The sequence below is a fragment of the Paenarthrobacter sp. JL.01a genome (assembly GCF_025452095.1).
Taxonomy (GTDB): Bacteria; Actinomycetota; Actinomycetes; order Actinomycetales; family Micrococcaceae; genus Arthrobacter.
Map to the genome: position 1 here is coordinate 4,105,848 of NZ_CP104877.1, position 24,666 is coordinate 4,130,513.

At 62.9% G+C, this 24,666-nt stretch carries 26 protein-coding genes; 12 read left to right on the forward strand and 14 right to left on the reverse strand.

Annotated elements, in window-relative coordinates; translation table 11 throughout:
- Positions 1 to 78: 78 nt before the first annotated feature.
- Both N5P29_RS19470 and N5P29_RS19475 read left to right on the forward strand, forming a co-directional pair.
- Positions 79 to 882, forward strand: coding sequence for a GerMN domain-containing protein (locus N5P29_RS19470; RefSeq protein ID WP_262276420.1), 804 nt, complete (start codon positions 79 to 81; stop codon positions 880 to 882).
- 34 nt (positions 883 to 916) lie between these two features.
- Positions 917 to 1,507: a GNAT family N-acetyltransferase gene (locus N5P29_RS19475; RefSeq protein ID WP_262276421.1), complete on the forward strand. Its 591-nt coding sequence runs from the start codon at positions 917 to 919 to the stop codon at positions 1,505 to 1,507.
- A 103-nt stretch (positions 1,508 to 1,610) separates the two neighbouring features.
- On the opposite strand, the gene N5P29_RS19480 is transcribed toward N5P29_RS19475, so the two are convergent.
- The 3 genes from N5P29_RS19480 to N5P29_RS19490 form a co-directional block, all read right to left on the reverse strand.
- Positions 1,611 to 2,150 carry a hypothetical protein gene (locus N5P29_RS19480; protein ID WP_262276422.1) on the reverse strand — a complete coding sequence of 180 codons (540 nt, stop codon included), beginning with the start codon at positions 2,148 to 2,150 and terminating at the stop codon, positions 1,611 to 1,613.
- Positions 2,131 to 3,150, reverse strand: a complete 1,020-nt coding sequence (locus N5P29_RS19485; protein ID WP_262276423.1) for a hypothetical protein — start codon at positions 3,148 to 3,150, stop codon at positions 2,131 to 2,133. Before N5P29_RS19485 ends, N5P29_RS19480 begins: the two co-directional genes overlap by 20 nt.
- Positions 3,151 to 3,242: 92 nt before the next feature.
- Complete coding sequence (locus N5P29_RS19490; protein ID WP_262276424.1) at positions 3,243 to 4,091, reverse strand: isocitrate lyase/PEP mutase family protein; 849 nt, start codon at positions 4,089 to 4,091, stop codon at positions 3,243 to 3,245.
- Positions 4,092 to 4,201: 110 nt separating this feature from the next.
- Here N5P29_RS19490 and N5P29_RS19495 point away from each other — a divergent pair, with 110 nt between their 5' ends.
- The 3 genes from N5P29_RS19495 (at position 4,202) to N5P29_RS19505 (ending at position 6,418) form a co-directional block, all read left to right on the forward strand.
- Positions 4,202 to 5,509, forward strand: coding sequence for an aminotransferase-like domain-containing protein (locus N5P29_RS19495; protein WP_262276425.1), 1,308 nt, complete (start codon positions 4,202 to 4,204; stop codon positions 5,507 to 5,509).
- Complete coding sequence (locus N5P29_RS19500) at positions 5,506 to 5,934, forward strand: universal stress protein (protein WP_262276426.1); 429 nt, start codon at positions 5,506 to 5,508, stop codon at positions 5,932 to 5,934. The genes N5P29_RS19495 and N5P29_RS19500 overlap by 4 nt, the downstream gene beginning before the upstream one ends.
- A 172-nt stretch (positions 5,935 to 6,106) precedes the next feature.
- Entirely contained in the window at positions 6,107 to 6,418 is a 312-nt protein-coding gene (locus tag N5P29_RS19505; RefSeq protein WP_262278620.1) for a hypothetical protein, read from the forward strand.
- Between the two features lie 27 nt (positions 6,419 to 6,445).
- On the opposite strand, the gene N5P29_RS19510 is transcribed toward N5P29_RS19505, so the two are convergent.
- The 5 genes from N5P29_RS19510 to N5P29_RS19530 form a co-directional block, all read right to left on the reverse strand.
- The gene (locus N5P29_RS19510) at positions 6,446 to 7,042 is read right to left on the reverse strand and encodes a phosphatase PAP2 family protein (protein ID WP_262278621.1); all 597 of its coding nucleotides are present in this window, start codon (positions 7,040 to 7,042) and stop codon (positions 6,446 to 6,448) included.
- Positions 7,043 to 7,079: 37 nt separating this feature from the next.
- Positions 7,080 to 8,612 carry a 2-oxo acid dehydrogenase subunit E2 gene (locus tag N5P29_RS19515; RefSeq protein ID WP_262276427.1) on the reverse strand — a complete coding sequence of 511 codons (1,533 nt, stop codon included), beginning with the start codon at positions 8,610 to 8,612 and terminating at the stop codon, positions 7,080 to 7,082.
- 58 nt (positions 8,613 to 8,670) lie between these two features.
- Entirely contained in the window at positions 8,671 to 9,651 is a 981-nt protein-coding gene (locus tag N5P29_RS19520; RefSeq protein WP_262276428.1) for an alpha-ketoacid dehydrogenase subunit beta, read from the reverse strand.
- Positions 9,651 to 10,844 carry a pyruvate dehydrogenase (acetyl-transferring) E1 component subunit alpha gene (gene pdhA / locus N5P29_RS19525; RefSeq protein ID WP_410007884.1) on the reverse strand — a complete coding sequence of 398 codons (1,194 nt, stop codon included), beginning with the start codon at positions 10,842 to 10,844 and terminating at the stop codon, positions 9,651 to 9,653. Before pdhA ends, N5P29_RS19520 begins: the two co-directional genes overlap by 1 nt.
- 151 nt (positions 10,845 to 10,995) lie before the next feature.
- Positions 10,996 to 12,114 (reverse strand): histidinol-phosphate transaminase, encoded by a 1,119-nt coding sequence (locus N5P29_RS19530; protein WP_262276429.1) that lies wholly within the window; start codon positions 12,112 to 12,114, stop codon positions 10,996 to 10,998.
- 90 nt (positions 12,115 to 12,204) lie between these two features.
- Between N5P29_RS19530 and N5P29_RS19535 the strand changes: the two genes are divergently transcribed.
- Positions 12,205 to 12,633 carry a phage holin family protein gene (locus N5P29_RS19535; RefSeq protein WP_262276430.1) on the forward strand — a complete coding sequence of 143 codons (429 nt, stop codon included), beginning with the start codon at positions 12,205 to 12,207 and terminating at the stop codon, positions 12,631 to 12,633.
- A gap of 3 nt (positions 12,634 to 12,636) precedes the next feature.
- On the opposite strand, the gene N5P29_RS19540 is transcribed toward N5P29_RS19535, so the two are convergent.
- The gene (locus N5P29_RS19540) at positions 12,637 to 13,983 is read right to left on the reverse strand and encodes an alpha/beta fold hydrolase (RefSeq protein ID WP_262276431.1); all 1,347 of its coding nucleotides are present in this window, start codon (positions 13,981 to 13,983) and stop codon (positions 12,637 to 12,639) included.
- 477 nt (positions 13,984 to 14,460) lie between these two features.
- Between N5P29_RS19540 and purB the strand changes: the two genes are divergently transcribed.
- From purB to N5P29_RS19560, 4 genes are all read left to right on the forward strand, one after another.
- The gene (gene purB, locus N5P29_RS19545; RefSeq protein WP_144662089.1) at positions 14,461 to 15,867 is read left to right on the forward strand and encodes an adenylosuccinate lyase; all 1,407 of its coding nucleotides are present in this window, start codon (positions 14,461 to 14,463) and stop codon (positions 15,865 to 15,867) included.
- Between the two features lie 320 nt (positions 15,868 to 16,187).
- The gene (locus N5P29_RS19550; protein ID WP_262276432.1) at positions 16,188 to 16,844 is read left to right on the forward strand and encodes a histidine phosphatase family protein; all 657 of its coding nucleotides are present in this window, start codon (positions 16,188 to 16,190) and stop codon (positions 16,842 to 16,844) included.
- Positions 16,845 to 17,028: 184 nt separating this feature from the next.
- Entirely contained in the window at positions 17,029 to 17,532 is a 504-nt protein-coding gene (locus N5P29_RS19555; protein ID WP_262276433.1) for a GNAT family N-acetyltransferase, read from the forward strand.
- Between the two features lie 60 nt (positions 17,533 to 17,592).
- The gene (locus N5P29_RS19560; protein ID WP_144662086.1) at positions 17,593 to 18,027 is read left to right on the forward strand and encodes an acyl-CoA thioesterase; all 435 of its coding nucleotides are present in this window, start codon (positions 17,593 to 17,595) and stop codon (positions 18,025 to 18,027) included.
- A gap of 136 nt (positions 18,028 to 18,163) precedes the next feature.
- On the opposite strand, the gene N5P29_RS19565 is transcribed toward N5P29_RS19560, so the two are convergent.
- From N5P29_RS19565 to N5P29_RS19585, 5 genes are all read right to left on the reverse strand, one after another.
- Complete coding sequence (locus N5P29_RS19565) at positions 18,164 to 18,913, reverse strand: SDR family oxidoreductase (protein ID WP_144662085.1); 750 nt, start codon at positions 18,911 to 18,913, stop codon at positions 18,164 to 18,166.
- A 65-nt stretch (positions 18,914 to 18,978) separates the two neighbouring features.
- A complete protein-coding gene (locus N5P29_RS19570) occupies positions 18,979 to 20,319 on the reverse strand; it encodes an MFS transporter (protein ID WP_262276434.1) in 1,341 nt (446 codons plus the stop codon).
- 55 nt (positions 20,320 to 20,374) lie between these two features.
- Positions 20,375 to 21,388: a 5-oxoprolinase subunit C family protein gene (locus tag N5P29_RS19575; protein ID WP_262276435.1), complete on the reverse strand. Its 1,014-nt coding sequence runs from the start codon at positions 21,386 to 21,388 to the stop codon at positions 20,375 to 20,377.
- Positions 21,385 to 22,131, reverse strand: a complete 747-nt coding sequence (locus N5P29_RS19580; protein WP_262276436.1) for a 5-oxoprolinase subunit B family protein — start codon at positions 22,129 to 22,131, stop codon at positions 21,385 to 21,387. The genes N5P29_RS19575 and N5P29_RS19580 overlap by 4 nt, the downstream gene beginning before the upstream one ends.
- A gap of 1 nt (position 22,132) precedes the next feature.
- Positions 22,133 to 22,921 carry a LamB/YcsF family protein gene (locus N5P29_RS19585; RefSeq protein ID WP_262276437.1) on the reverse strand — a complete coding sequence of 263 codons (789 nt, stop codon included), beginning with the start codon at positions 22,919 to 22,921 and terminating at the stop codon, positions 22,133 to 22,135.
- Between the two features lie 265 nt (positions 22,922 to 23,186).
- Here N5P29_RS19585 and N5P29_RS19590 point away from each other — a divergent pair, with 265 nt between their 5' ends.
- Together N5P29_RS19590 and N5P29_RS19595 are read left to right on the forward strand one after the other, a co-directional pair.
- Positions 23,187 to 24,131 carry a LysR substrate-binding domain-containing protein gene (locus tag N5P29_RS19590; RefSeq protein ID WP_262276438.1) on the forward strand — a complete coding sequence of 315 codons (945 nt, stop codon included), beginning with the start codon at positions 23,187 to 23,189 and terminating at the stop codon, positions 24,129 to 24,131.
- Positions 24,132 to 24,257: 126 nt separating this feature from the next.
- Positions 24,258 to 24,479 (forward strand): hypothetical protein, encoded by a 222-nt coding sequence (locus N5P29_RS19595; RefSeq protein WP_144662079.1) that lies wholly within the window; start codon positions 24,258 to 24,260, stop codon positions 24,477 to 24,479.
- Positions 24,480 to 24,666 lie beyond the last annotated feature (187 nt).

The window sequence follows — 24,666 nt, forward strand, 5'->3', positions numbered from 1 at the left end:
GTAGCGGCATGTTGTGTGGCGCCGTACCGTCCTAACGTTGGACCTACAGGTGGACGGGGACAGGAGCGCGGGGCTGTCATGCGTACCGGACGGGGAATCAAAAGCACGACGGCGATCGCGGCTGCCTGCCTCGCTTTCGGTGCTTGGGTGGCCGGCTGCACCACGGTTCCGGACGCCGCTCCCCTCCCGACGCTGAACTCCCCGCCCACGGTTTCCGTGCCCTCGCTGGCCTCGCCTTCGCTTGCTGCGTCATCGCCCGCGATTCCTTCCCCTGCGGCGCCGAGTGTCCCCGCTGCAGGTGTTCCCTCCGTCGCGGTTCCGGCCGGGCCTCCCCCGTCCCCCTCCGCAGTTCCGGCACCGTCGCCCGCTTCCTCGGGCACCGCCGTGCCGCGTGCGACGCAGCCGGTTCCCGTCGTCGAGCCTTCTCCAGAGCCTGGCACCAGCGCCGCTGAACCGAGCGCCACGGCCCCGGAGCTGGACGCCGACGGTCCCGCGGTCTACTACGTCGCAATCGACGACGGCGGTGCGCGCGGAGTGCGCTTCGGCTGCAACGACAGCCTGGTTCCCGTGCGCGGCGTTTCGGTTCCCGGAGATCCGCTGTCCGTGGCGCTGGGACGTTTGCTGGAAGCAGGCCTACCGGTGGACAGCGACGCTGCCCTCTACGATTCGTTGGCCGGTTCATCGCTGAGATTCCTGTCCGGCTACATGAATGGCTCCACTGTGGTGGTGAACCTGAGTGGATCCCTGCGGCCGTCCGGAGTGTGCGACATTCCACGCATCCAGGCCCAGCTGATCCACACGGTCGTGTCCGCCACGGGAGCTTCGCGGGCCGAGATCTACGTCAATGGCCGCACGCTGACGGAGGCGCTGAGCGTGCGATGAAGGGCGGCCGCCGGGACGCGGCTAGGCTGGCGCCATGACCTTTGCGGGGCCAGCAACTTTGATCGGACACCACGTAAATTTGGAACCCCTGGCCGAAGAACACCTCGACGGACTATGCAAAGCTGTCGAGGACGGTCAGATGTGGAATACCTGGTACACGCGGATTCCTGCACCAGACCAGATGCTGAATGAGATCCACAAGCGGCTCGCACTGCAAGAAGCAGGGAGCATGGTGCCGTGGACCATCCGCCGGACGGATACAGGGGAAATCTGCGGGATGACCACCTTCTGCAACATCAGAGCCGACAACAGGCGGCTGGAAATCGGCTCCACCTGGCTCGCGAAGAGCGCACAACGGACTGCTATCAATACCGAGGCGAAGCTGCTTCTGCTCACCCGTGCGTTCGAAACCCTGAATTGCATAGCGGTTGAGTTCAGAACCCACTGGCACAACCAGGCATCACGCGCTGCCGTGGCCCGGTTGGGCGCCAAGCAGGATGGAATTCTGCGCAATCACGATCTGTGGCGTGATGGGACCATTCGGGACGTGGTGGTGTTCTCCATTATCGACAGCGAGTGGAAGACGGTGAAACTGTCGCTCCAAGAGAAGCTGGCCGCCAGGTAATCGTTCCCGCGCCGCTAATGCGTTGTTGGGCCGCTGTTGCGTTGTTGGGCCGCGACGGATTTGCGGGGTGGGGACGGATTTGTGGGGTGGGGACTGGCCGTCGCTAGGCCGTCGCAATGGCCAGCACCCGTCTCAGGGCCCAGGCCACGCGCAGCAAAGACAAAACCGAGGCGAAGGCCAACGCGAAGGCCACGGCTTCGGAGATCCACAGGCCCGTGGGCGCATCTCCCTCAAGGACAACCGTGACCAGCGCTGCGATCACCAGAAGGCCGAGCCCGGGAATAGCGAAGAGGAAGACCTCACCGATCTGACGTCGGTGGGTTGCCGAGAGCCTTTCCAAGGGAAGTTCCCGCTGGCCAGGGGCGGCCTTTTTTCCGAGCACGTTGATCAGCATGGAAACACTCGTCAGGGTGAGCCCGGCCGTAGCACCGGCCAACGTGGCGAGGGTTTGGAACAGGGTTCGCCGTGCCCCGGGATCCACATGTTCCAGCATCAGCGGTTGGCCTGCCACAGCAGCGATACCTGTCCAGAGCAAGACCGCCAGGGCAGCCCAAAGGTAGTCGGCCGTTGGATGCAACAGGAACCATCGCCACAACGGGTTGCGGCGCCCCGTACGGTCGACATCAACCTCGTACAAGCTCATGACCGGCTCCGTCGTTCGGTTCAGCGGCCGCAATGAGGGAGGCGCGGACAGTGGCCATTCCTCCCGCGACGAGGTCCGGGACGAGGCCCGAATCGGCTGTTCCCTTGGTGTCCGGCAGTGTCCTGGCGAAGAAGGCCTCGTTATCGCGCGCCTGTTTATTGAGGATGGCAATGGCCTCGGCGGCGGACTTCCCGGGATCATTGAAAGCATCCGGGTCAATCTCAATGTGCGAAATGAACCGTTCCTTCAGCAGGTCCACCACTTCGCGGTCACCGGTCAGGGAGTCTTTTCCCTCGGCCACCACGTAGTCGAAATGCTCCACCGAGCCGGCCTGCCGGAACAGGTCGATCAACCGTTGAATGCGTTCCCGGATCCGCCGCTTTTCATCGGCACTACCGGACCTGCCCACACTCAAGGAAATCCGGAAGGTTCCCTGGTTCATCAAACGGGAGGCACTCTCCAGCACGTCAGCCCATTCCCCTTCCATGAGCTTTCCCGACAGGCGCTCGGCGGGCAGGGCAAACTCGAAACGGCTCACCTCCAGCCTGGTGAGGATTTCCTCTACGTCCTCCCTCACTACCGGCACCAACGTCGGCTCCAGCCCCAGCATGCCCTCAAGGTATTCACCCATCCGGGATGCCCGTGGGCCATTTCCGCTGGTCAGCACCGCCATGACATTGCGCTTGAGGAAGGCGAAGTAGGTGGTCTCCAGCAGATGGTCGCCGGGTGCGAGGGGAAGAGGCTTGCGGTGGCCAAGGGCATCGCCCACACTGGGCAGGTTGGTCTCCCGGACCCGGTCAAGAAGCAGCACAGGGTACGGCGAGGACGCCACCGCTTGGGCGATCATCATCGTCCCGTCAGCGCTGGTGAAGTACCGGTCCGTTCCGGCGTCCTGGGCCTTCTTCAGAACTTCCGCCACGCGGCGCGCAGGAAACGGGCGGTCGAGCTCATCCCCGTTCAGCTGCTCGATCCGCCAGAACTGCACACTGCGCCGTGCCATAAAACCTCCCCTCCTCTTCCATGGTTCCCACGGTATCGGCGGGGTCAGACAATAAAGCCAGGTGCCGCCGTCGTGCGTCTTTTACGGACCCCTTACAGGCTGTACTTGGGGCCCTGCTCGAACAACGCGTCCATTTCGTCGTGGCTGCGGGTACCGGCGAGGCCGGACCAGTTGCCGTCGCCGAGGATCTCGGTGGCCACGCGGGCGACTTTGGCGTAGGCCGCTTTGGCGGTGTTGCCGCCGATGCTGACCCGCCGTACCCCGGCGTCGTGCAGTTCCAGGGGCGACGGCGCCCCCACACCCGCCAGCGCGTTGAGGGGAGCCGCGATCCGGCTGGAAAGCTCGTGCAGGACGTGCAGGTCAACGACGCCCGGTACGAAGATTCCATCGGCTCCCGCGGTGACGTACGACTCGGCACGCTTGAGGGTTTCGTCGTAGGCAGAGTCCGGGAACTGGCCGGAGAGGTACGTATCGGTTCGGGCGTTGATGAACAGCGGGATTTCGCGCTCGTCGGCAACCAAACGGATGATGGCGATCCTGCGTGACTGCTCTTCGATGTCCGTGAGCGGGTCCGTCGCCGAGTCCTCGATGTTGATTCCCACGGCGCCGGCGTCGAGGACTGCGTGGATGGTGGCGCGGAGCTCGTCGTCGGTGCGCCCGTAACCAGTCTCGATGTCCGCCGTCACAGGCAAGGTGGTGGCTCCGGCGATCCGTCCCAGCGCAGCCATCGCCAGGCCCCACGGCACGTGGTCGCCGTCCCGGAAGCCCAAGCTCCAGGACACTGCCGAACTCGAAGTGGCGATCGCCGTCGCACCCGCTTCCTGAACCACCCGCGCGGAAGCCGCGTCCCAGACATTGACCAAAACCAAGGGAGAAGGTCCGGCGTCGTGGAGTTTGTGGAAATGTTGGGCTTTGGTCACGGATCCCCGGTGCGCTGTCATAGCTACATTCCAACCGCTGCCGCCCGTGCCGTAAAGCAGGCGCCGAAAAATGTGTTGGATTTGAAAACAAGTGTTGCCTCACTAGCAACATCGAGGAGTATCCTGTGACTGTGACCCACGAAACACTGGATGCCGGCGCAACGCTGCCCGCTGAAGCCATCGACGCCATTGAGCGGGCCGCCACGGCCGCTCACCCGCACGAGGAACTGTTCTCTGCGCGGGCCGCCAACATCAAGCAATCCGCTGTCCGGGATGTCTTCGACATCTCAATGCAGCCGGGGCTTGTCTCCCTGGCCGGAGGCAATCCCTATCTTCAGTCCCTGCCCTTGGAAAAGCTCGGCCAGACCGCCGCGCGGATCATCGCCGAAGAAGGCATGACCGCGCTGCAATACGGCGGGGGCCAGGGGACGGAAGAACTGCGGGCGCAGATCTGCGAGATCATGGCCGCCGAGGGAATCACCAACGCCCTTCCCGAGAACATCGTCATCACCGCGGGATCCCAGTCGGCACAGGACGTCGCCACCAAGGTCTTCTGCAACCCCGGCGACGTTGTCCTCGTCGAAAATCCCACCTACGTTGGCGCCTTGAACACGTTCGAGGCCTACCAGGTGCAGGTGGAACCTGTGGAAATGGACGACGACGGCCTGGTACCTGAGCTTCTTGAGGCCAGGATCGCGGCGCTCCAGTCAGAGGGCAAGAACATCAAGTTCCTCTACACGATCCCCAACTTCAACAACCCTTCCGGAATTACTCTGGCGGAAGAGCGCCGCCAACGGATCGTCGATATATGCCGTAGCGCGAATATTATCGTGCTGGAAGACAACCCCTACGGACTCCTGCGGTTCGATGGCCGCCCGATCACCCCGATGCGGGCGGACAACCCGGATGACGTGATCTACCTGGGATCGTTCTCCAAGATCTTCGCTCCCGGGCTACGCATTGGCTGGGCCCTTGTGCCCGCCCATCTGCAGAGGCGCTTCTACCTCGCCTCGGAGGCCGTGACGCTGTGCCCGCCACCCCTGAACCAGATGCTCGTCTCGGCCTATCTGCGCGACTTCGACTGGAAGGGCCAGATCGACACCTACCGCACCTTGTACGCCAGGCGCTGCCAGGCCCTGCTGTCCGCGCTCGATGAGTACATGCCCGCTGGCCTGACGTGGACCAGGCCTGCCGGCGGTTTCTTCGTCTGGGTCACCCTGCCCGAAGGCGTGGATACGTACCCGTTGCTCGGCAAGGCGATCGACGCCGGCGTCGTCTTTATCCCCGGCGCAGCCTTCTCCCCCGCCGACGGCCCCTCCAACAAGCTCCGCCTGGCCTTTAGCGCCGTGCCGCCGGATACCATTGCCGAAGGCGTGCGACGCCTGGCGCCTGTCTTGGCCGAAGCCATCCAAGCCACCAGAGAAGGAGCAGCACAATGACCGGAGTTGTGATTGTCGGAGTCGACGGAAGCGAGACCGCGATGAGGGCGGCGCAGGCTGCGCAACAGCTGGCCCTTGGGCTTGGCGCGAGCCTGCGCGTCGTCAGCGCCTTTGACAGCAACCGGACGGAAGTGGTGGAGATCGGCACGGACAAGTGGATCGTCTCCGATGCCGCTGAAGCCGAAACCGTAGCCCGCACCGTCGCTGAACGCCTCGCGCATGAGGGCCTTGAAGTGACCTACTCAGCTGCGCGCGGGAAGCCGGGTGAAGCCTTGGTCAAGGAAGCTGAAGTGCAGGATGCACGGCTGATCGTCGTAGGCAACCGCCGCATGCAGGGGTTGGGCCGGGTCCTTGGCAGTGTCGCCAATACCGTTGCCCACACCGCCCCTTGCGACGTCTACATCGCCAAGACAGACCAGCCGTAAAGCGAGCTGAATCACGCGGCCGGGTGGGGAGACTCACCCGGCATTTGGCGCCTTCCGGCCGAACCCCCTGATGCAACCGTTATAAAATTGAGATGCCCCCAATGGCGTGCGCCACCTCCACATCTCACTTTCAGGGGAACATTTCTTGCTTACTTTGCAGCCGCGCCAGCGCGTGGGCCACGACATCCTGCTGGCCCGTCACGGCAACAACATCAGCACCATGCGCTACGACCGCGCCAACAACCGGATCGTCGCAATGCTCGACGACGGCTCCTGGGACAGCGCCCCCAACATGATCACCCCGGGCCTGGAGATGCCCGAAACCATTGGCAGCGTGTTCCGTAAAGACTGGCGCTTCCTCTCCGTGGCGTGCGTAGCCATGCTCACGATCGCTGCAGTCGCCATGGGTATCAGCGTTGAGCTGGCAAACAACATGTCGACCACCGAACTCCAGGCATTGCTGGTCAACTACCCGGCGTTCTAGCCGAAGTCCAGGGAGATCCGGCCGTCCTTACAGCATCAGCTCCCGCAGCAGCCACCACAGTCCGGCGATGACGATGCCACCAAACAAGGACCCTGCGATGACCTGACCCAGGGTGTGGGCGCGAAGGACCAAGCGGGACCAGCCCACCGCCGGGACGAGGACGAACAGGGGAAGCCACGCTGGTCCGAACATGAGGACAGCGATGACTACCGCGGCCGCGAGTGCGGAGGCGTGCCCGCTCATCTTCCAGAAAGCGCTGACGACGGCCAAAACCGCGATCCCGGCGATCAGCGCGATGATCATCACCGAGACGCTCACCGGCCCGCCGATCAACTGCAGCACCACCAAACCGGTCACGACAGAGACCAGAGCCATCAAGAGCAGCGCCGGCCGCTGCCTCCGGTCGCTGACATGATGGTCCGAAATCCGGCCCAGCTTCACCATCACCAGCACGTAGGCCAGCGGAAGCACACAAACGAAGAAGGCTCCCAGCAAGCCGAACCACATGGTCCCCGGAAAGCCGGGTTCAATTGCCGGGCTTATCAGCAACAGGACCAACACAACGACCGGTGGCTGGAAAACCTCAGTCAGAATGCGGGCAAAGGTTCGCCAAGGACCTGTCAGCAGCTGCGGAGGCGTGTGTACCGGTTCTGTCTTCTGGTCAATCAAGCAACAGCGCCGGTTCTTCGAGAATGGCCGCGACATCTGCCATGAAGCGTGCCGACAAGTCGCCGTCCACCACGCGGTGGTCGAAGGAACCGCCCAAGGTTGTGATCCACCGCGGAATTACTTCGCCGTCCAGTACCCACGGCTTCTGCTTGATGGTTCCAAACGCAATGATGGCCACCTCGCCCGGATTGATGATCGGCGTGCCTGTATCAATGCCCAAGGCGCCGATGTTGGTGATGGTCAAGGTTCCGCCCTGCATCTCGGCAGGCTGAGTCTTACCCGCCCGGGCCTTGGTAGCCAGCTCATTAAGTGCCAGCGCCAGCTCCTTGAGGGAAAGGTCCTGCGCATCTTTGATGTTGGGAACCATGAGCCCGCGCGGGGTTGCTGCTGCGATGCCCAGATTCATGAAGTGCTTGATCTGGATCTCGGCCCCACCCTTGCCATCAGCATCTTCCACCCATGTGGCGTTGACGCTGGGGTTGCGGGCTGCTGCCCAGATGACCGCCTTGGCGAGGATGAGCAGCGGCGAGATCTTGATGCCCTCGAAATCGCGGGAAACCTTCAGGCGCTTGACGAACTCCATGGTCCGGCTGGCATCAACATCCACGAAAATGCTCACGTGGGGCGCCGAGAACGCTGAGTCCACCATTGCCTTGGCGGTCGCTTTGCGCACGCCCTTGACGGGAACGCGCTCCACCCGCTGGTCCTGTGGCTTCCTTGAGGCGCCCCAGAAAGTGTCAGCCTGATCGTGCTCAGCATCGCGCTGGGCCTGGTAGCTCACCAGGTCCTCCCGGGTCACCTCACCCCGTTGCCCGGTAGCGACGACATCAGCGAGGTCGATGCCAAGATCCCGGGCGAACTTGCGCACCGGCGGCTTCGCCAAAACCTTGTTGACCAGACCACTGATGGTGCCGCTGATAGCGGCACCTCGGGTCGCTGCCGGCTGCTGCACCGCCGGCCACGACTCCTGCTGTACGGGATCGACGACGGCGCGTGCCGCCGTCGGACGATGCGGGACGGGTGTCTCGGCTGCTTTTGCCGCCAGAACCGCTTGGTTGTCCTGGACGGCACCTTCGGCGTTTTCGGCGACGCCGGCGGCCTCAACGACTGCGCCGGTTGGCCGTTTGCGGGCACGGCGTTTGACGGCGTCGGCCTTGGGTCCGGAACCCACCAATGGACCGCCGGCCGGCTGCTCCCCGGCCTCCGCCGTGAGCTTGCCGTAAACGGGGGTGAAAGTCTCTTCCGCCGCGGGAGCCTCCGGCGCGGTGTCGTTGGCGCCTTCCTGGCCCTCCGAAACGGCGATGATCGCCGTGCCCACCTCCACCGTGATGCCTTCCTCGACCAGCAACTCGGTGACCGTGCCGGCAAACGGGGACGGCAACTCAACGAGCGACTTGGCGGTCTCGATCTCGCAGAGGACGTCGTTGATGGCAACGGTGTCGCCCGGCTTGACCTTCCAGGCAACTACCTCGGCCTCGGTCAGGCCTTCTCCGACGTCCGGCAGGTTGAATTTCTTTACAGTCACAGTGGTCCTCGATTTCCGGTTACCAGGCAGCGAAGCCGGGCAGGATCAGGGCAGGTTTTCAGTAGGCCAGGGAGCGGTCCAGGGCTTCGAGGATCTTGTCGATGTCCGGCAAGTAGTCCTCCTCCACCTTGGCGACCGGGTAGGGCATGTGGAAGCCGCCCACACGGATTACCGGGGCTTCGAGGTGCAGGAACGCCCGCTCGCTGATGCGTGCCGCGATCTCACCGCCGATCCCGCCGAAGGTTGGGGCCTCGTGGGCGACAATCAACCTGCCGGTCTTCTTGACTGAAGCTTCCACCGTGTCGAAATCCAAGGGGGAGATGGAACGGAGGTCGATGACCTCGACGCTTCGTCCGTCCTCCGTGGCAGCGTTTGCTGCCGCCAACGCGACGGGCACCAACGGGCCGTACGCCACGATGGTGGCGTCGGTACCTTCACGGACGACGTGGGCCTTGAACGGGTCCTCGGAAAGGCCCGGGCTCTCGACGTCGACGTCGCCCTTGAGCCAATACCGGCGCTTTGGTTCGAAGAAGATCACCGGATCCTTGCACTCCACGGCCTTCTGGATCATCCAGTAAGCGTCATGGGCGTTGGAAGGGCTGATGATGCGCAGGCCCGCGGTGTGGGCAAAGAGTGCTTCCGGCGACTCTGAGTGGTGCTCGATGGAGCCAATGCCACCACCATAGGGAATCCGGATCACCACAGGAACGGTCAGCTTTCCCAGGCTTCGGGCATGGATCTTTGCAAGCTGGGTGGTGATCTGGTTGAAAGCCGGGTAGACGAAGCCGTCGAACTGGATCTCACACACTGGCGAGTAACCCCGGAGGGCAAGTCCGATGGCAGTGCCCACGATGCCGGACTCAGCCAGTGGGGTGTCGAGGACGCGGTCATCGCCGAATTCCTTGATGAGGCCATCAGTAACCCGGTAAACGCCACCCAGGTGGCCGATGTCCTCACCCATCAGGAGCGACTTGGGGTTCTTCGTCAACGTTGCGCGGAGACCCTCGTTGATGGCCTTGGCGATGGTCATTGTTGCCATCAGTTGGATGCCTCCTGGTCGCTCTCGAAGCCGGCCGAGTACTCCTCGAACCAGGCCAATTCCTCTGCAATCAGCGGATGCTGTTCGGCGTAGACGCTGGCAAACGCCTGGCGGATGTCCGGGACTTCCAGCCCATGCGTGGTGCTGCGAACATACTTGGCCAATTCGTCGCCGTCGGCCTTGACCTGGTCAAAGAACGCGTCGTCGGCAAGGCCCTCGGCACGAAGGTATTTTTCCAAACGGTCCAGCGGATCCTTTTCCCGCCAGGCGGCTTCTTCGGCGGACTCCCTGTACTTGGTGGGATCATCAGCCGTGGTGTGCGCACCCACCCGGTAGGTGTATGCCTCAATCAGGACCGGGCCACGCCCTTCGCGGGCGTGCTCCAGGGCCCATTCGGTGACGGCATGGACGGCAATGACGTCATTGCCGTCCACCCGGATACCCGGGAAACCATAGCCCTTGGCTCGGTTGGACAGCGGGACCTTGGTCTGGACCTCGGTGGGTACGGAAATTGCCCAGTGGTTGTTTTGGCAGAAGAACACCACCGGTGCGTTATAGGAGGCTGCAAACACCATGGACTCGTGGACATCGCCCTCAGAGCTGGCACCGTCGCCGAAGTAGGCCATGACTGCGGCTTTGGGGTCGGTTGAATCCGAGGCCGCCGCTGCTTTCTGGTCGCGCTGGACGCCCATGGCATAGCCAACGGCATGAAGCGTCTGCGCCGCGAGTACAAGTGTGTAGAGGTGGAAATTGTTTTCGCGCGGATCCCATCCGCCGTTCGAGACGCCCCGGAACTGCTTCAACAACTCCGCCAGGTCCACGTTGCGGACAAGGGCCACTCCGTGCTCACGGTACGTGGGGAAAATGTAGTCCTGCGGTTGGCTGGCGTGACCGGAGCCGATCTGAGCGGCTTCCTGGCCCGTCAGGGGAACCCACAGGGCGAGCTCGCCCTGGCGCTGGAGCGCGGTGGATTCCTGGTCAAAGCGACGGATCTTTGCCATGTCCGTGTAGAAGACGCGGAGCTTTTCCGGATCGATCCGCTTGGCGTAGTCCGAGAAGATCGGGTCCGAGCCCAACGTCCCGTCGGGTCCGAGCAACTGCACCATGTCCGTAGCTTCGCCTGGCGCGGCTGCCAACGCGGTGGTGGCCGCGAGAGATTCTTCCGTCCCGGGGGGCAGTTGTGTCGAGCCCATTCCGTCTCCTTGCTTTGCCATGGCTGGCCGCCGGGCAATGTCTGTCGCTGGGATATATGCCCGTTCCGGAATGCATTCCGGAACGGGCATACTTTTGGCTTTCGCCCCTTACTTTATCGGCAGTAAGTTCGGATTCCGCATTTGTTAACCGCTAGGAACCCAGCGGCGCCTTTGTATAACCTGCACAGAGATTCAGGAATCGGGTGTTGGCTTCCACCTCACCGATGCTGACGCGGACTCCCTCATTGGCGAAAGCCCGGACAGACAAAGCCTGCTCGGCGGCCAAGGCCGCAAACTCGGCGCTGTTCTCGCCCAGATTCAACCAAATGAAGTTGCCTTGAGCCTCCGGGACAAACCATCCCAGGTCCCGCAACCCGGAAGTCACACGATCCCGTTCGGTCACGAGGCTTTGTACCCTTTCCACAACCTGGTCGAAATTCTCGAGCGAGGTAACAGCGGCGCGTTCGGCGATCTGCGATACCGCAAAGGGCGTAGCCGTGACCCGGAGGTGTTGGGTGAGTGCCGGGCCGGACACGCTGTATCCCACGCGGAGGCCAGCCAGCCCATGGGCCTTCGAAAATGTCCGGAGAACTATGACATTGGGGTATTTCCGGTACAGCTTGATGCCATCCACAGCTTCAGGATCACGGACGAATTCCTGATATGCCTCATCAATAACCACCACCACGTGCGGCGGAACAGAGCGGATAAAGCGTTCCGTTTCCTCGGCGGTGAGGATGGGCCCCGTGGGGTTGTTGGGCGTGCACAACAGGATCACCTTGGTGCGGACAGTAACTGCCGCTGCCATGGTGTCGAGATCGTGCCGTCCGTCTGCCAACAAGGGAATCTGCACACTTGCCGCGCCTGCCAGGCCTACACAGATGGGGTAAGCCTCGAACGAACGCCAGGCATAGATCACTTCATCGGCTTTGCCATCGTCATTCTGCCCTGCGAACGTGGCAAGGATCTGGTTAAGCGCCCCGAGGCTTCCGGCGCCGGTGACGACATCGTCAGCCGGGACATCCAGAAATCCTGCAAGGGCGGTCCTGAGCTTCGTTGCCAAGGGGTCTGGGTAGCGGTTGATGTCGGTCTGGTCCGCGATTGCCTGCAACACTGCAGGAATCGGGGGCAGCGGGTTTTCATTGGACGACAATTTATAGCTGGTGAGGCCTTCAATCGCTGCCGGTGGTTTACCTGCGGCGTATTTGGGAAGCCTGTCCACGACCGGTCGAGGGAGTACGCCCTCCGGTGCGTTGTCAGTAGTAGTCATGGCTTCAAGCCTACTTGTACCCTCGCCGCCAGCGGAGAGGCCGGGGAAGCCGCCCAGCCACGGCACAGCTCCGTGTGGAACGATGGACCCATGGGTTCATTCATCATCCGCGTCCTCATTAATGGGCTGGCCCTTTGGGTTGCTACCTGGCTGTTGCCGGGCATGGACATCACTACTACCGCAACGGAGTCGGCAGCGGCAAAGGCGGGGCTGACGCAGGGCGCCGATACCGCAGGCATCATTTTGGCGTATCTGTTCATCGGCCTCATTTTCGGCGTGGTCAATGCATTCGTTCGTCCCCTGGTGAAGATTCTTTCGCTGCCAGTGACGATCCTGACCTTGGGCCTTTTCACGATCGTCATCAACGCGGCCATGTTGTACCTCACTGCCTGGCTGAGCAGCTTTACACCTGTGCACCTGACTTTGGACTCCTTCTTCTGGACGGCAATCCTGGCGTCAATCATCATCAGCATCATCTCCATGGTTGCGGGACTCATTCCGGGCGCACGCAAGCGGTAGGAATCATCGGGCACCAGCCGTCGATCGTGATTCGGGAAGGCCGGGAACCGTCGCGCTGCTCCGATGATCAGGGAGTGGATCACGGGTGAGCTTGAACCTGGTGACCTTCGCTGCGCCGCCGACTCCGACCACGCCGGCGAATGCCGCAGTGGATGCCACCAGTGAAGGATCGTTGCTGGCGGCGACAAGTTCGGCTCCCTTGGCATAGTTCTCTTGATCGTGCCCCGGCCCAAGGCCCGGGTCTTCGCCGTCCGGGGTCTTCACCTCATCTGTCAGCGTCACCGTCACCCTGTCCTTGGTGTCCGGGTTCATGTGGCCATCTGTACCCGGGACCCAGTCCTGCACGTGTTCCAGGTGAAGGGAACTGATGCCGGGTTCCGGAGTAATGTCTCCCACCGGAGCGCCCGCCGTGAGTACGAATTTGAGGTCGAATTCGCTGAGAAACGCTTTATTCCGGCTCAAGTTCATGGCGTGCACGCCTCCTTGGCTGTGTCCGACCGCCACCACCGGGTCACCGGTCTCGGCCCCCGCTTCGCGCAGGGCCTGCGCCACTGCGGGGACGACATCCTCTGAGCCAAAGCCGACCGCTTCGCCGATTCCCTGGATGTCGAAAGGATTGCTGGAAGGCGTGTGTGGTTGTGTGCCCGGAATCAGGACCATCCAGGAAGATGAACCATTGTTATCGAACTCAATTACCTCGATCTCGCCGTCGTTCGCATCGTAGACCTTTTCGAGGCGGCGGAGACTGCCGGCAATGGAAGGCTGCACCTGTTCGGCGGTTTCGCCGACCTTCGTCACGCTGACCGGACGGGGCTGGAACCGTGCCAGCAACGGCAAACCCAACACCGCACCAAGTACCTGCTCCGCTTCGAAACCCGGGTTGATCACCAGGTTCAGGGCGTCCTCAGTGAGGTCACGTCCCGGGCGGAAGAGGCTACCCGGGGCCGGGAACATCATTGCTCCTGGCCCAAGAAGATGGAGCCGCGAGTTCCGGACCTCCGTCTCCGCGTACTCCCGATGGCTGGCCCGCACGCTTGCGCTGACTTCACCCAGGGCCTGACGCGACCGGCCAACATCCTTACGGCTTTCGGCTACCTCGTCGATGGCAAGACTGCCGGAGTCGAAAGAGTCGGAGAGATAAGGCAGAAGTGCGTCCTGAACGCGGAGGGCCTCTTCCTCGATACCCAGCAGCTGGCCAACCACGGCATCGAGCTGATCAGCTCCGCGCGCCAGTTCTTCCAGCTGGAAGGAGATCCCGCCAACTCCTCCCTGAATACGAAGGCTGCCGTCCGGCGGTGGCGGGGAAGGCCTGGGTGCTGCTCCGGCCCCTACGGGAGCTGCATCGGTCATCACTTCCCCCTCTCGCCGGAGACGGACACGTTCTGCGAATGCCGCAGGACTACAGCTGCTGCGCCGTCAAGCCTCTCCCTTGTCCGCATCAGCGCGGAGGCGTGGATGGCAACCGTGGTCCGAAAGGCGCGTCCGGCTGGGGACTGCCATTCGTCCAGCTGCAGCTTCCGCAGGGATGCGAGGACACTGTCTGCCTGGTCGACACAAACTTTGATTCGCCATGCGAGCCTCTGGACTTCGTGACTGCGGGAGGCGCACTCCGAGGGATCGAAAATTGGCGGGGTGGTGGCAGGCATCAAGCCGAAGCTCATGGCGGGTGTACTCCAGTGGTCGTTCTGCTGATCGGTATCCGAAACGCTACGGATGGGCAGGGACGGAAGGAAGGAACGAAGTTGCGTATGTGGATAACCTGCGGGTCATCCACATAGCGCCGTCATCGACCGCGGCCTCTGCGCCGGGCATGAAAGAATAGGGACCATGGCTGAATCCCCTCGTGTGTCCCTCGCTTCCGAACCCCTGGCCCTTGGCGCCCTTGATGGCCGTTACCGTGCCGCCGTCGCACCCCTCGTTGACTACTTGTCCGAGGCCGCGCTGAACCGCGATCGCGTTCACGTCGAAGTTGAGTGGCTCATCCACCTGACCAGCCAGTCTGTTCTTCCGGGCGCAGGACCGCTCTCCGAGTCCCAGATTGCGCAGCTTCGGGCCATCGTCACGGAATTCGATGCTTCCTCGGTCAACGAGCTCGCCGAGATCGAAGCTGTCACAGTTCACGACGTAAAGGCCGTCGAGTACTACATCGCCCGCCGCTTGCCGGCAATCGGTATCGAGAACCTGACCGCCATGGTCCACTTCGGCTGCACCTCCGAGGACATCAACAACCTCTCCTACGCAGTGGGAATCAAGGGTGCCGTGGAGGATGTCTGGTTGCCCAACGCCACTGCATTGGTGAAGCAGATCGAGGCCATGGCGGAAGAAAACCGCTCGGTGCCGATGTTGTCCCGTACGCACGGCCAGCCTGCGACCCCCACCACGCTCGGCAAAGAGCTTGCCGTCATTGCGCACCGCTTGAACCGCCAGCTCTCACGCATTGCCAAGACCGAGTTCCTTGGCAAGATCAACGGAGCCACCGGCACATACGCCGCGCACGTCGCATCCGTGCCGGGCGCTGATTGGGAAGCTGTTGCAAAGTCCTTCGTTGAAGGCCTGGGCCTCACGTGGAACCCGCTGACCACGCAGATCGAAAGCCACGACTGGCAGGCCGAACTGTACGCCGACATCGCGCGCTTCAACCGCATCCTGCACAACGTCTGCACGGACATCTGGAGCTACATCTCCATCGGCTACTTCCGTCAGATCCCGGTTGCCGGCGCTACGGGTTCCTCAACCATGCCGCACAAGGTAAACCCGATCCGCTTCGAGAACGCCGAAGCCAACCTGGAGATCTCCAACGGCCTTCTGGACACCCTGGCGGCAACGCTGGTTACGTCCCGCTGGCAGCGCGACCTGACCGATTCCTCCTCGCAGCGCAACATCGGTGTGGCTTTCGGCCACTCACTGCTTGCCATCTCGAACGTCGCCAAGGGCCTCAAGGCACTGGACGTCGCCGAGGAAGTCCTGGCAGGCGACCTCGATACCAACTGGGAAGTCCTGGGCGAAGCCATCCAAATGGTCATGCGCGCCGAGGCAATTGCCGGCGTCGAAGGCATGGAAAACCCGTACGAACGCCTCAAGGACCTCACCCGTGGGCAGCGCGTGGACGGCGCCCGCATGCAGGAATTCGTCCAGAGCCTCGGGCTTTCCGCTGACGCCGAGGCACGCTTGCTTGCGCTGACCCCGGGCAAGTACACGGGCATCGCAGACAAGCTGGTGGACCACCTGAAGTAGGCGTACTTCAGCGACAAACGCTCGACGACGGCGGGCGGGGCCAGGGGCACCGTCCGCCGTCGTGGTTTAACCGGCCCTTCTGCCGGTGACCGGCCCTTCCACCTGCGCCTCGGCCCGAGGGCCCAGGCAACCCGCCGTAGGCCACCGGCGGGATTCGAGCTCCTTCCCCGGTACTGTCCTTCGCAGCCGGGCTCAGGCCCCGGGACACGGCGTGTCGGGCTGTTTCAGGGCCCAGGCGACTGATTGGCTTGAGGCAACCGGGCAGGAAAGAGGCACCCGGAAGAAGCACCCCGAAAGAACGATGTGAGGAGCGGAGCACCATGAAGCTCCTGTTGATCAGGCACGGACAAACCCCAGGCAACGTCGCAGGTGAGCTGGACACGGCTTTTCCCGGTCCAGGATTGACTGAGCTCGGGGAACGCCAAGCGGCCGCCCTGCCGGAAGCGCTGGCAGATGAAACCATCGATGCCTTGTACACCTCCACGCTCCTCCGCACCCAGCGCACGGTGCTTCCGCTGGCGAAAGCCACAGGCCTGCAACCAACGATTCTGGCCGGAGTCCACGAGATTGAGGCCGGCAGCCTGGAGAAGAAGACCGATCACGAGTCGCACCTGCGCTACATGAACACTGTTTTCGCCTGGACTGACGGCGACTTGGACGTGCGAATGCCCGGAGCTTTCAACGGACACGACTTCTTCGCCCGCTTCGATGCATCGGTAGAGGAGGTGGTGGCTGCCGGACACCGGACGGCGGTGATTGTCAGTCACGGCGCTGCCATCCGTTGCTGGGCCGGGCGCAGGGCAACTGACATCGACACCGTATTCGCCCAAACGCACCAGTTGCCCAACACCGGAATCGTGGCTTTGGAAGGCGACACCAAAAACGGCTGGAAGGTGCTGCACTGGGACCAGATCCCCGTGGGCGGGATGGCTTTGGTGGACCAAACCGCCGAGGACCCCACGGGCGAGGCACTGTAAATCGACGTTGCGAGGCCCGCTCTGCGCCCCAAACACACGGGAATCCCCGCAAAGCAGGCCCCACAACACACGGGAAGCCAGCATTTCTCCGGACGCTTACGCGAAGGAAACACCACGGTAACCCCGCCTGCCTAGGGTTAAGACGCATAGACACCTCCCCGAAACCCGGCGAATCGAGGCACAAATGCAGACCAACCCCCGGCTCAATATCCGGCAGGTCACCTGGGCCAACCCCGTGGGCGCCGACCTCCGGGCCGCGCAGCAGGCAGAACTGGATACGCGCTTCGGAAGCACTGACCATGAGCCCGGGCCTCCGCCGTCGGAAGCTGACACCGCAGTCTTTGTGGTGGCGTACGAAAAATGCTCGGGCCAGCCTCTCGGCTGTGGCGGTTTGAGGATGCTTGACGAAAAGACGGCAGAGATCAAGCGCTTGTACGTGGTCCCGTATGCCCGTGGATCGGGAGTCGCGAGCTCCATCCTGGCGGCGCTTGAAGCGCAGGCCCACTCACACGGGTTCAGCGTGATCGCAGCCGAGGCGGGATCGGCCCAGTCGGACGGACGCAGCTTCTATGAGAGCGCGGGATTTGCCGCGGTGCCCAACTTTGGTCCTTACGTTGGCGTCGAGGAATCGTATTGCTACTCGAAGCGGCTCGATTCACACAGCGCAGCGCACACCGCCATGGCCTAGAAGGGGGATCTCCGGCGCAACATCCAGCAGGGAGTTGCGCCGGTTCGATAATCTCGGATTATGGAAAAAGCAGACATCACCTTCCGCACCCGCAAATGGGTGCGGCCCGAGGACCTCAACGCCAATGGCACACTCTTCGGCGGCAGCCTGCTGAAGTGGATCGATGAAGAAGCAGCGATCTACGCCATCCTCCAATTGGGCAACGGCCGCGCGGTCACCAAGTACATCTCCGAAATCAACTTTGTCAGCTCGGCCGTCCAGGGTGACCTCATTGAGATGGGGTTGACTGCCAAGCGATTCGGCCGGACCTCCCTGACCATGCGCGCCGAGGTCCGGAACATGATCACGCGGCAGGCCATCCTGACCATCGACGAGATCGTGTTCGTCAACCTTGGCTCCGACGGGCGACCACAGCCCCACGGCTACACCGAAATCACGTACGACCGCGACCGGATCCCCACGCATCACCTCACCGAAACGCTGGACGAAGACTGAACCAGCCGCCGTCGTAATCCCGGCGAATACACACCTTAAACGGGTGCTGGCGGCCGCGAATACGCGGCCGCCAGCTTGTATTTCCGGCGACGGGAGTGAGTGCCGCCGGAACCTAAGGGCACTGGACCAGAAGAGGTCAGCGCCGGTCGAACACCAGGCCGCCGGGGACCTGGAACGTCGGCATGAGTTCGAGCATTCCAACGTTGACGTGCCGCGGGGTCTCGATCGCGTAGTCCAGGGCGTTGACGATGTCGTCCGTGGTAAGCGATTCGTAGCCTTCGTAGTAGGTCTTCCAGGCTTCTTCCATAGCCTCCGGCGTGCCGCCGAGGTTGCGCCCGAAGATCTCCGTCTCCACGCGGCCCGGGCAGATCTCCGTGACGCGGATCCGCTTGCCGACGGTGTCGTTGCGGAGCTGGCGCGAAATCTGGTGCACAGCCGCTTTGGTGGCGTGGTAGACGGTGTGACCGTAGAAGTTGTACACGCCGGCAATCGAGCTGATGTTGATCACGTGGCCAAGGTCGCGCTCCACCATGCCGGGGAGGACCAGGCGGGTCAGCTGCAGCAGTCCCCGGAGGTTCACGTCCACCAGCTCGTCAATGTCGGCTTCCGAGGAATCCAGGATGTTTCCCGGGCGGGAGACACCGGCACAGTTCACCAGGACATCAACCTTGAGTTCACTCACGACGGCGGCCAGCGCGGCCGTGTCGGTCAGGTCCACCACGTGCGGGACTGCTCCGGTACGGTCGGCCAGTTCAGCGAGGCGTTCGGCGTTGCGTGCCACGGCGTGGACGGTGAGTCCACGCTTTGCCAGTCGCTCCGCGATGGCTGCACCCATGCCGGTGGAAGCTCCGGTGACGAGGGCGGTGGTGTAGTCGGAAAAAGACATTGGTCCTCCAAAGTGGGGAGTAGGGCGGGCGCACTCCGTGAAGTGCACCCGCCGTTGCTTGCTGCTTAGGCGTCGCGGAGCGGTTCGTGGGCACGGTCCTTGACGGTGCTCACCGCAATGAGCGTGCCCAGGGCTGTGATGACTGCGTAGAACGCCGGCATGTAGATGTTGTTGGTGCTGCTGATCAACCAGGTCATGAGCAGCGGTGCAGTACCGCCGAACAGGGCCGAGGAGATGTTGTAGCCCAGTCCGTAGGCCGAGTACCGGACGCGGGTGGGGAAGAGCTCGACGATCAGGATGTGGATTACCGCCGTGTGGCCGGCGAAGACGATGGCCATGATGCTGGCGCCGAGGATGGCCAGGCCCATCTGGCCGGTGGCGATGAGCGCGTAGGAAGGAATGCCGAGAACGGCCATGGCGATGGCGGAGCCGGCGATGACTTTCTTTCGGCCAATGCGATCGGACAGGGCGCCCATGAAGGGGATTGCGATGCAGATGACAACCAGGCTGCAGGCCGTGACAAGCAGTGCCTCGCCGATGGTGAAGTTGAGTTGCTTGCCCTTGAGGAACGTGGGCATGTAGGAGAACAGGACGTAGTAGCCGGAGCCGTTCATCAGCGGGATGAAGAGGGCCAGCAGCATGGCACGGCGGTGTTCCTTGGACTGGAAGGCTTCCTTGAGGGGGTTCTTGGAAAGGCCGCCCTCTTCCTTCAGCTTTTCGAAGTTGGGGGTGTCGCTGATGGCTTTGCGGATGTACCAGCCGATGATGCCCATGGGGATGGCGACCAGGAAGGGGATGCGCCAGGCGAACGAACCGAAGCCGCCGCCGTCGATCGCTGCTTGGGTGAGCCACGGCGACATGGAGTAGGCCACCAAAGTACCGGTAAGCAGCGCTGCGAACGAGGCGATCTGCGCGTAGGAAGTGATGATGCCGCGCTTGCCTTCGGGAGCGTGCTCGGCGAGGAACGTCATGGCACCGGCAGCTTCACCGCCGACGGAGAAGCCCTGCAGGAGCCGCAGCAGGACCAGGAGGATGGGTGCGGCGACGCCAATGGCGGCGTAAGGGGGCAACAAACCGATACCGGCCGTGGCAACGCTGATCAGCAGGATTACAAAGACCAGTAGTTTCTGCCTGCCGATCCGGTCGCCGAGGTAGCCGCAGACGACGGCACCCAGCGGGCGGACGAAGAACGAGACCGCATATCCTGCGAACACGAAGAGCAGCGCGTTGTCCGGGTTTCCGGGAGCCAGGAAGACGAGCGCCAAGGTTCCCGCCATGAAGGCGAAGATGCCGTTGTCGTACAGTTCCACGAAGATGCCCACACAACCCGCGGTGACAACCTTGCGGGTTTGGCGGCCCGTGAGCCGCTCATGCTGCGTTGGCGCAGCGTTGGTGCTTGCGGTCATGACTTTCCTTACTGGGATGAGCGTAGCAACGCCTAGGAGTATTACGACAGGTTCTTTAGCTGCATGCCGCAACTGGCAGGTCCTGCCACTGGGGACGGCATCCGATGCCGAGGAGTCCGAAGACGGTGTTGACGGATTCGCGGAGGGTTTCAAGCTGGGTCCGCGAGCGCCGGTGGGCGGCAGTTGCTTCTGCCACTGTGGTTTTCCGAAAACGGACTTTGTCCCCTGGCCGCGCTTGGGCCAGGACATCCAGTCCGGTGCTGGTAACCACTGCGAGAACGGGATACCCGGCGGTGACGCCGCGTCCCCGGTGCAGTACCAGCAGCTCTTCCCTTGAGGGGACCTCGACGGCGCCCACTGGCACGCCGCGGGAAAGCACCTCACCGCTGGAGGTTCTTTCCGGTAGTTCCCCACCGAGCCGCAGGCCGATGTGGTTGCTGCGTCCGCTGACGGTGTACTCGGAAGTGAAGAGCAGATCACCGGAGGCGCCGAACTCGGCAACGTCCGGCCCGTCGGTCACATCGACCGACAAGTCTGAGCCCATGCTTGGCCGTTCAAGGCCAAGCCGGAAAAGGGGCAGGTCGAAGTACGGCTGGCGTACAGGACCGACGCTGCGCCGGGTGGCCAGTGCGGTGCCTTCCCTCAGCTGAAGCCCGAAGCCCACAACGGTATCCGGAGCTGCGCTGCCAAGCAGCGTCTCTGCCTCGAGCGAGCCATGGACAGCCAGGTAGGCGCGGAGGCCCCGGTTGATTCCGCGGATGGAAACCGACTCGCCTGCTCGTACAGAGACCGGTTCCCACTGGCTGCAGGGCCGTCCACCCACCGTGAGGGTAAGGGGCGCACCCGTCACGGCGATCAGAAGGTCGGTGTTTGCTTTCATGCGGAAATCGAGCGCGGTGATCTCCACCAAGGGGTCATTGTCCAGGTTTCCGGCCAGGATGTTGGCTGCCCTGGCGGAGTACTGGTCGAGCGCACCGTTAACGGGGAGACCGAAGCGTGGGCCCCGGGTCCTGCCGAGGTCCGTGACCACGGAGTTGCCAGGCTGCTGAACCAGGATCCCGGCGCTCACGGCTGCGGCTCCAGGTTTTCCAAGGCCAGTGGCTCCAGATCCCGGCCGGCGTAGGCACCGAAGTCCTGAGCGCTGATCTGCCTGAACCTGATGATGTCGCCTGGCTTATACGGGACCAGGGGTTCACGCCGGATGTTCAGGACGGACAAGGGTGTCTGACCAATGACGCACCAGCCGCCGGGGGCGACCGCGGGGGCGATCACTGCCTGTCGGCCGGCCACGGAGACCGCACCCGCCGGAACGCTCAGGCGGGGATCCTTCAGCCTGGGTACGGGTTTGGGGAAGGCTGGCCCGTCCATCATGGGTGAGCCAGCCGGGGCGCCAAGGCAGCGCACAGTGTGGGTCTTTTCGCTATGGAGCCGTATGACTTCCTCGACGGAGATTCCCTGGTGCTCTGCGACGCGTTCCAGGTCCGGACCGTACTGGCCTCCGTAGACCACGGGAACATCGAACTCCCGGGGTGCTTGTGTCCACTCGTCTGCGTGGGCGAGTTCAAGGAGCCCGAGTTTGACGAAGGCTCGGACCTGGCGGGCCGATACCAGGACGGGATCGAACTCCACCAGGACGGAATCGTACGTTGGCACGGCGCCGTGAAGACCTTCGGCGCCGCAGCCTTCGAGCCAATCCGCCAGGCGGTGGACCGTCAGCCAATTGTCTTCGCTGGCCTCGGAAATGGCCACCACGCGCAGTGCTGAGTCACCGGATTCGTAGACCTCTGTGGGGGCCGTTGAGAGCACGGACATGTCAGGCCGCCTTCTTCTTCGCGTCCATGACTTGGGCAAGAGGGGCGACACGCACACCGGCGGAGGTGAGTTCCGTTCGGATCCGACGGGCCAGTTCAACAGCCCCCGGGTTGTCGCCGTGCAGGAGTAGTGTGTCGACGTCGATATCCATATCCACGCCGTTGGCACAGCGGAGCTTGCCGTCGACCACCATGCGGAGGGTACGGTCGATGATTTCCGCGGGATCGTGCAGAACCGCGCCGGGCTGGCTGCGGGGAACCAGCGTGCCATCTTCCTGGTAGGCGCGGTCCACTATCCCCACGATCGCTACGTCCAGCCCTGCCTCCCGCGACGCCGAAGCCAGTTCGCCGTCCTGGGCCACGACAATCAGCTCACGGTCCACTCGGGCCGCCGCTTCCGCTACTGCCCGTGCGTAGTCGGGGCGAACGGCAACGAGGTTGCCGAGCCTGCCATGGGGTGCCAGGTGTGTGACCCTGGTGCCGTGGAATCCGGCAAAGCCATTCAGCGCACCCAGCTGGTACAGGACATCGTTCTGGATTTCGCCTGCAGAAAGACCCATGTCCCGGCGGCCGAATCCACGCAGATCCGGGAAGCTGGGGTGGGCCCCAATGCCTACTCCGCGTCGAACGCATTCAGCCACAGTGGCCGCCATGATGTCAGGGTCGCCGGCATGAAACCCGCAGGCGATATTTGCACTTGTGACGATCTCCAGGAGTTCGGAATCGTCGCCAATGGTGTAGGCGCCAAATCCCTCTCCAAGATCCGCTACAAGATCAATAATCGGGTTCACGTGGTTCTCTTTCCATGGATTATGCAGGGGAATTTAATTCCGGGTAAATGGTGAACGCCTGGCGATTCCAAAGTGTTGCCTGAAGTTCTTTCCAAAAGTCTCGCACCGTTCATCCATGCGGCACAAAGACCTATTAGCTATCCCGTAATAGCTCTCCGTTATGACCTGCGCCACCCTGTACTGTGGCAGGGGTCGCATCCACCACGCGACTAGAATTTTCCTACGCACGCCACCCGGGGACGTGGCTCTCCAGGAAGGCAGAAGCATGGACACTCGAAAGCTCGCATACTTCGTCCAGATCGTCGATTCGGGAAGCATCACCAAAGCTGCCGCGGCACTCCACGTCGCCCAACCGGCCCTGAGCCAGCAGGTTTCCGCGCTTGAAAACGACCTCAAGCAGAGGCTCCTCATCCGCAGCAAGCAAGGCGTTGAACCCACTGCCGCCGGGCACACGTTGTACCGGCATGCGCAGTCCATTCTTCGATTGGTGGAGCAGGCACGGCAGGACGTTGCGACGTCCGGCGCTGCGCCATCCGGGAGGGTGTCCATCGCTATCGCGCCCTACAGCATGGCCTCCAGCCTCACACCCCAGATCATCAGGGAAGTCGGCCGCCGTTACCCGGACATCGTGGTCCACCTGACCGAGATTTTTGGCGGTGTCCTCAGTGAAGCCATCAAGAACGGGCGCTTGGACATGGCGCTGATCTACGAGCCCGGAAAGATCCGCGGGGTGCAGTTCACCACCATGATCGTGGAGGACCTGCACCTGGTGGTCCACCCCGACCTCGATGTGGGCCACGGCAAGGACACTGTCACCCTTGCCGAAGCAAGCACTGTGGGCCTCTTCCTGCCCGAGAAGAACCACACGCTGCGCCAGATCATCGAAAAGGGCCTCGCGGACCAGGACCTTCCACTCAAACTGGTGGGCGAGGTGGAATCCGTACCTTCTTTGACCAGGCTGATCCGCGCCAACCTCGGCGGCACGGTGCTGCCCAAGTCGGCCGCGGACGCCCTCTTCCCGGACCAGGACTTCAAGGTCCTGCGGATCGTTGAGCCCGGGCTGCAGAGCAAGATCGCCCTCTGCACCCCGGACCACGAGCCCCTGTCCGAAGCAGCATCGGCCGTGCTCCTGGTGGTCAAGGAAATGCTGCACCAACAGCTCATCTCAAAGTACGGAACGGACCCTGTGCAGCTGCCGGCGCATCCATAACAAAGTCTTATCCGGACAGACAGCATTGGTCTTATTCAAAGCCGTTTTACTTTCCTAATATCGAATTAAGAAGAAATTCGAAATACAGCCCACGGAACACCGCGGGCCTGTTCAAAGGACAGAACGGTGAAAAAGATCAGCACTTCCGGATGGGTCTCTAATCCAACCCGTGGAACGGTCAGCGCACGTACCGGCTTTCACTGCCCCCGAAACGGCTTTTGGCGGCCGGTCGGCGGCATTGGTGAACCGCTGTTCGTGTTTGAAGGATCCCTGATGCCGGCACACTCCGGGAACAGCATCGAGTGGCACCTGGTGGACACCCGCCCCGGGCACTCCGGCCTCGACTGACCCGCACCTCCTGCGGCGAGAGGACCACGCAACCCGGCCCTCCGCCGTCGTACCTCCATCCCAGCCGCAGCACCCACAAGGCGCCCTGCCCTCGTAGCAACCGCACGAGGCAAGGCGCTTTTCTGTACCCAGGCCACACCAAAAGGCCGGCCGCACGTCTTTCCCAGACGGACGACCGGCCCTCAGC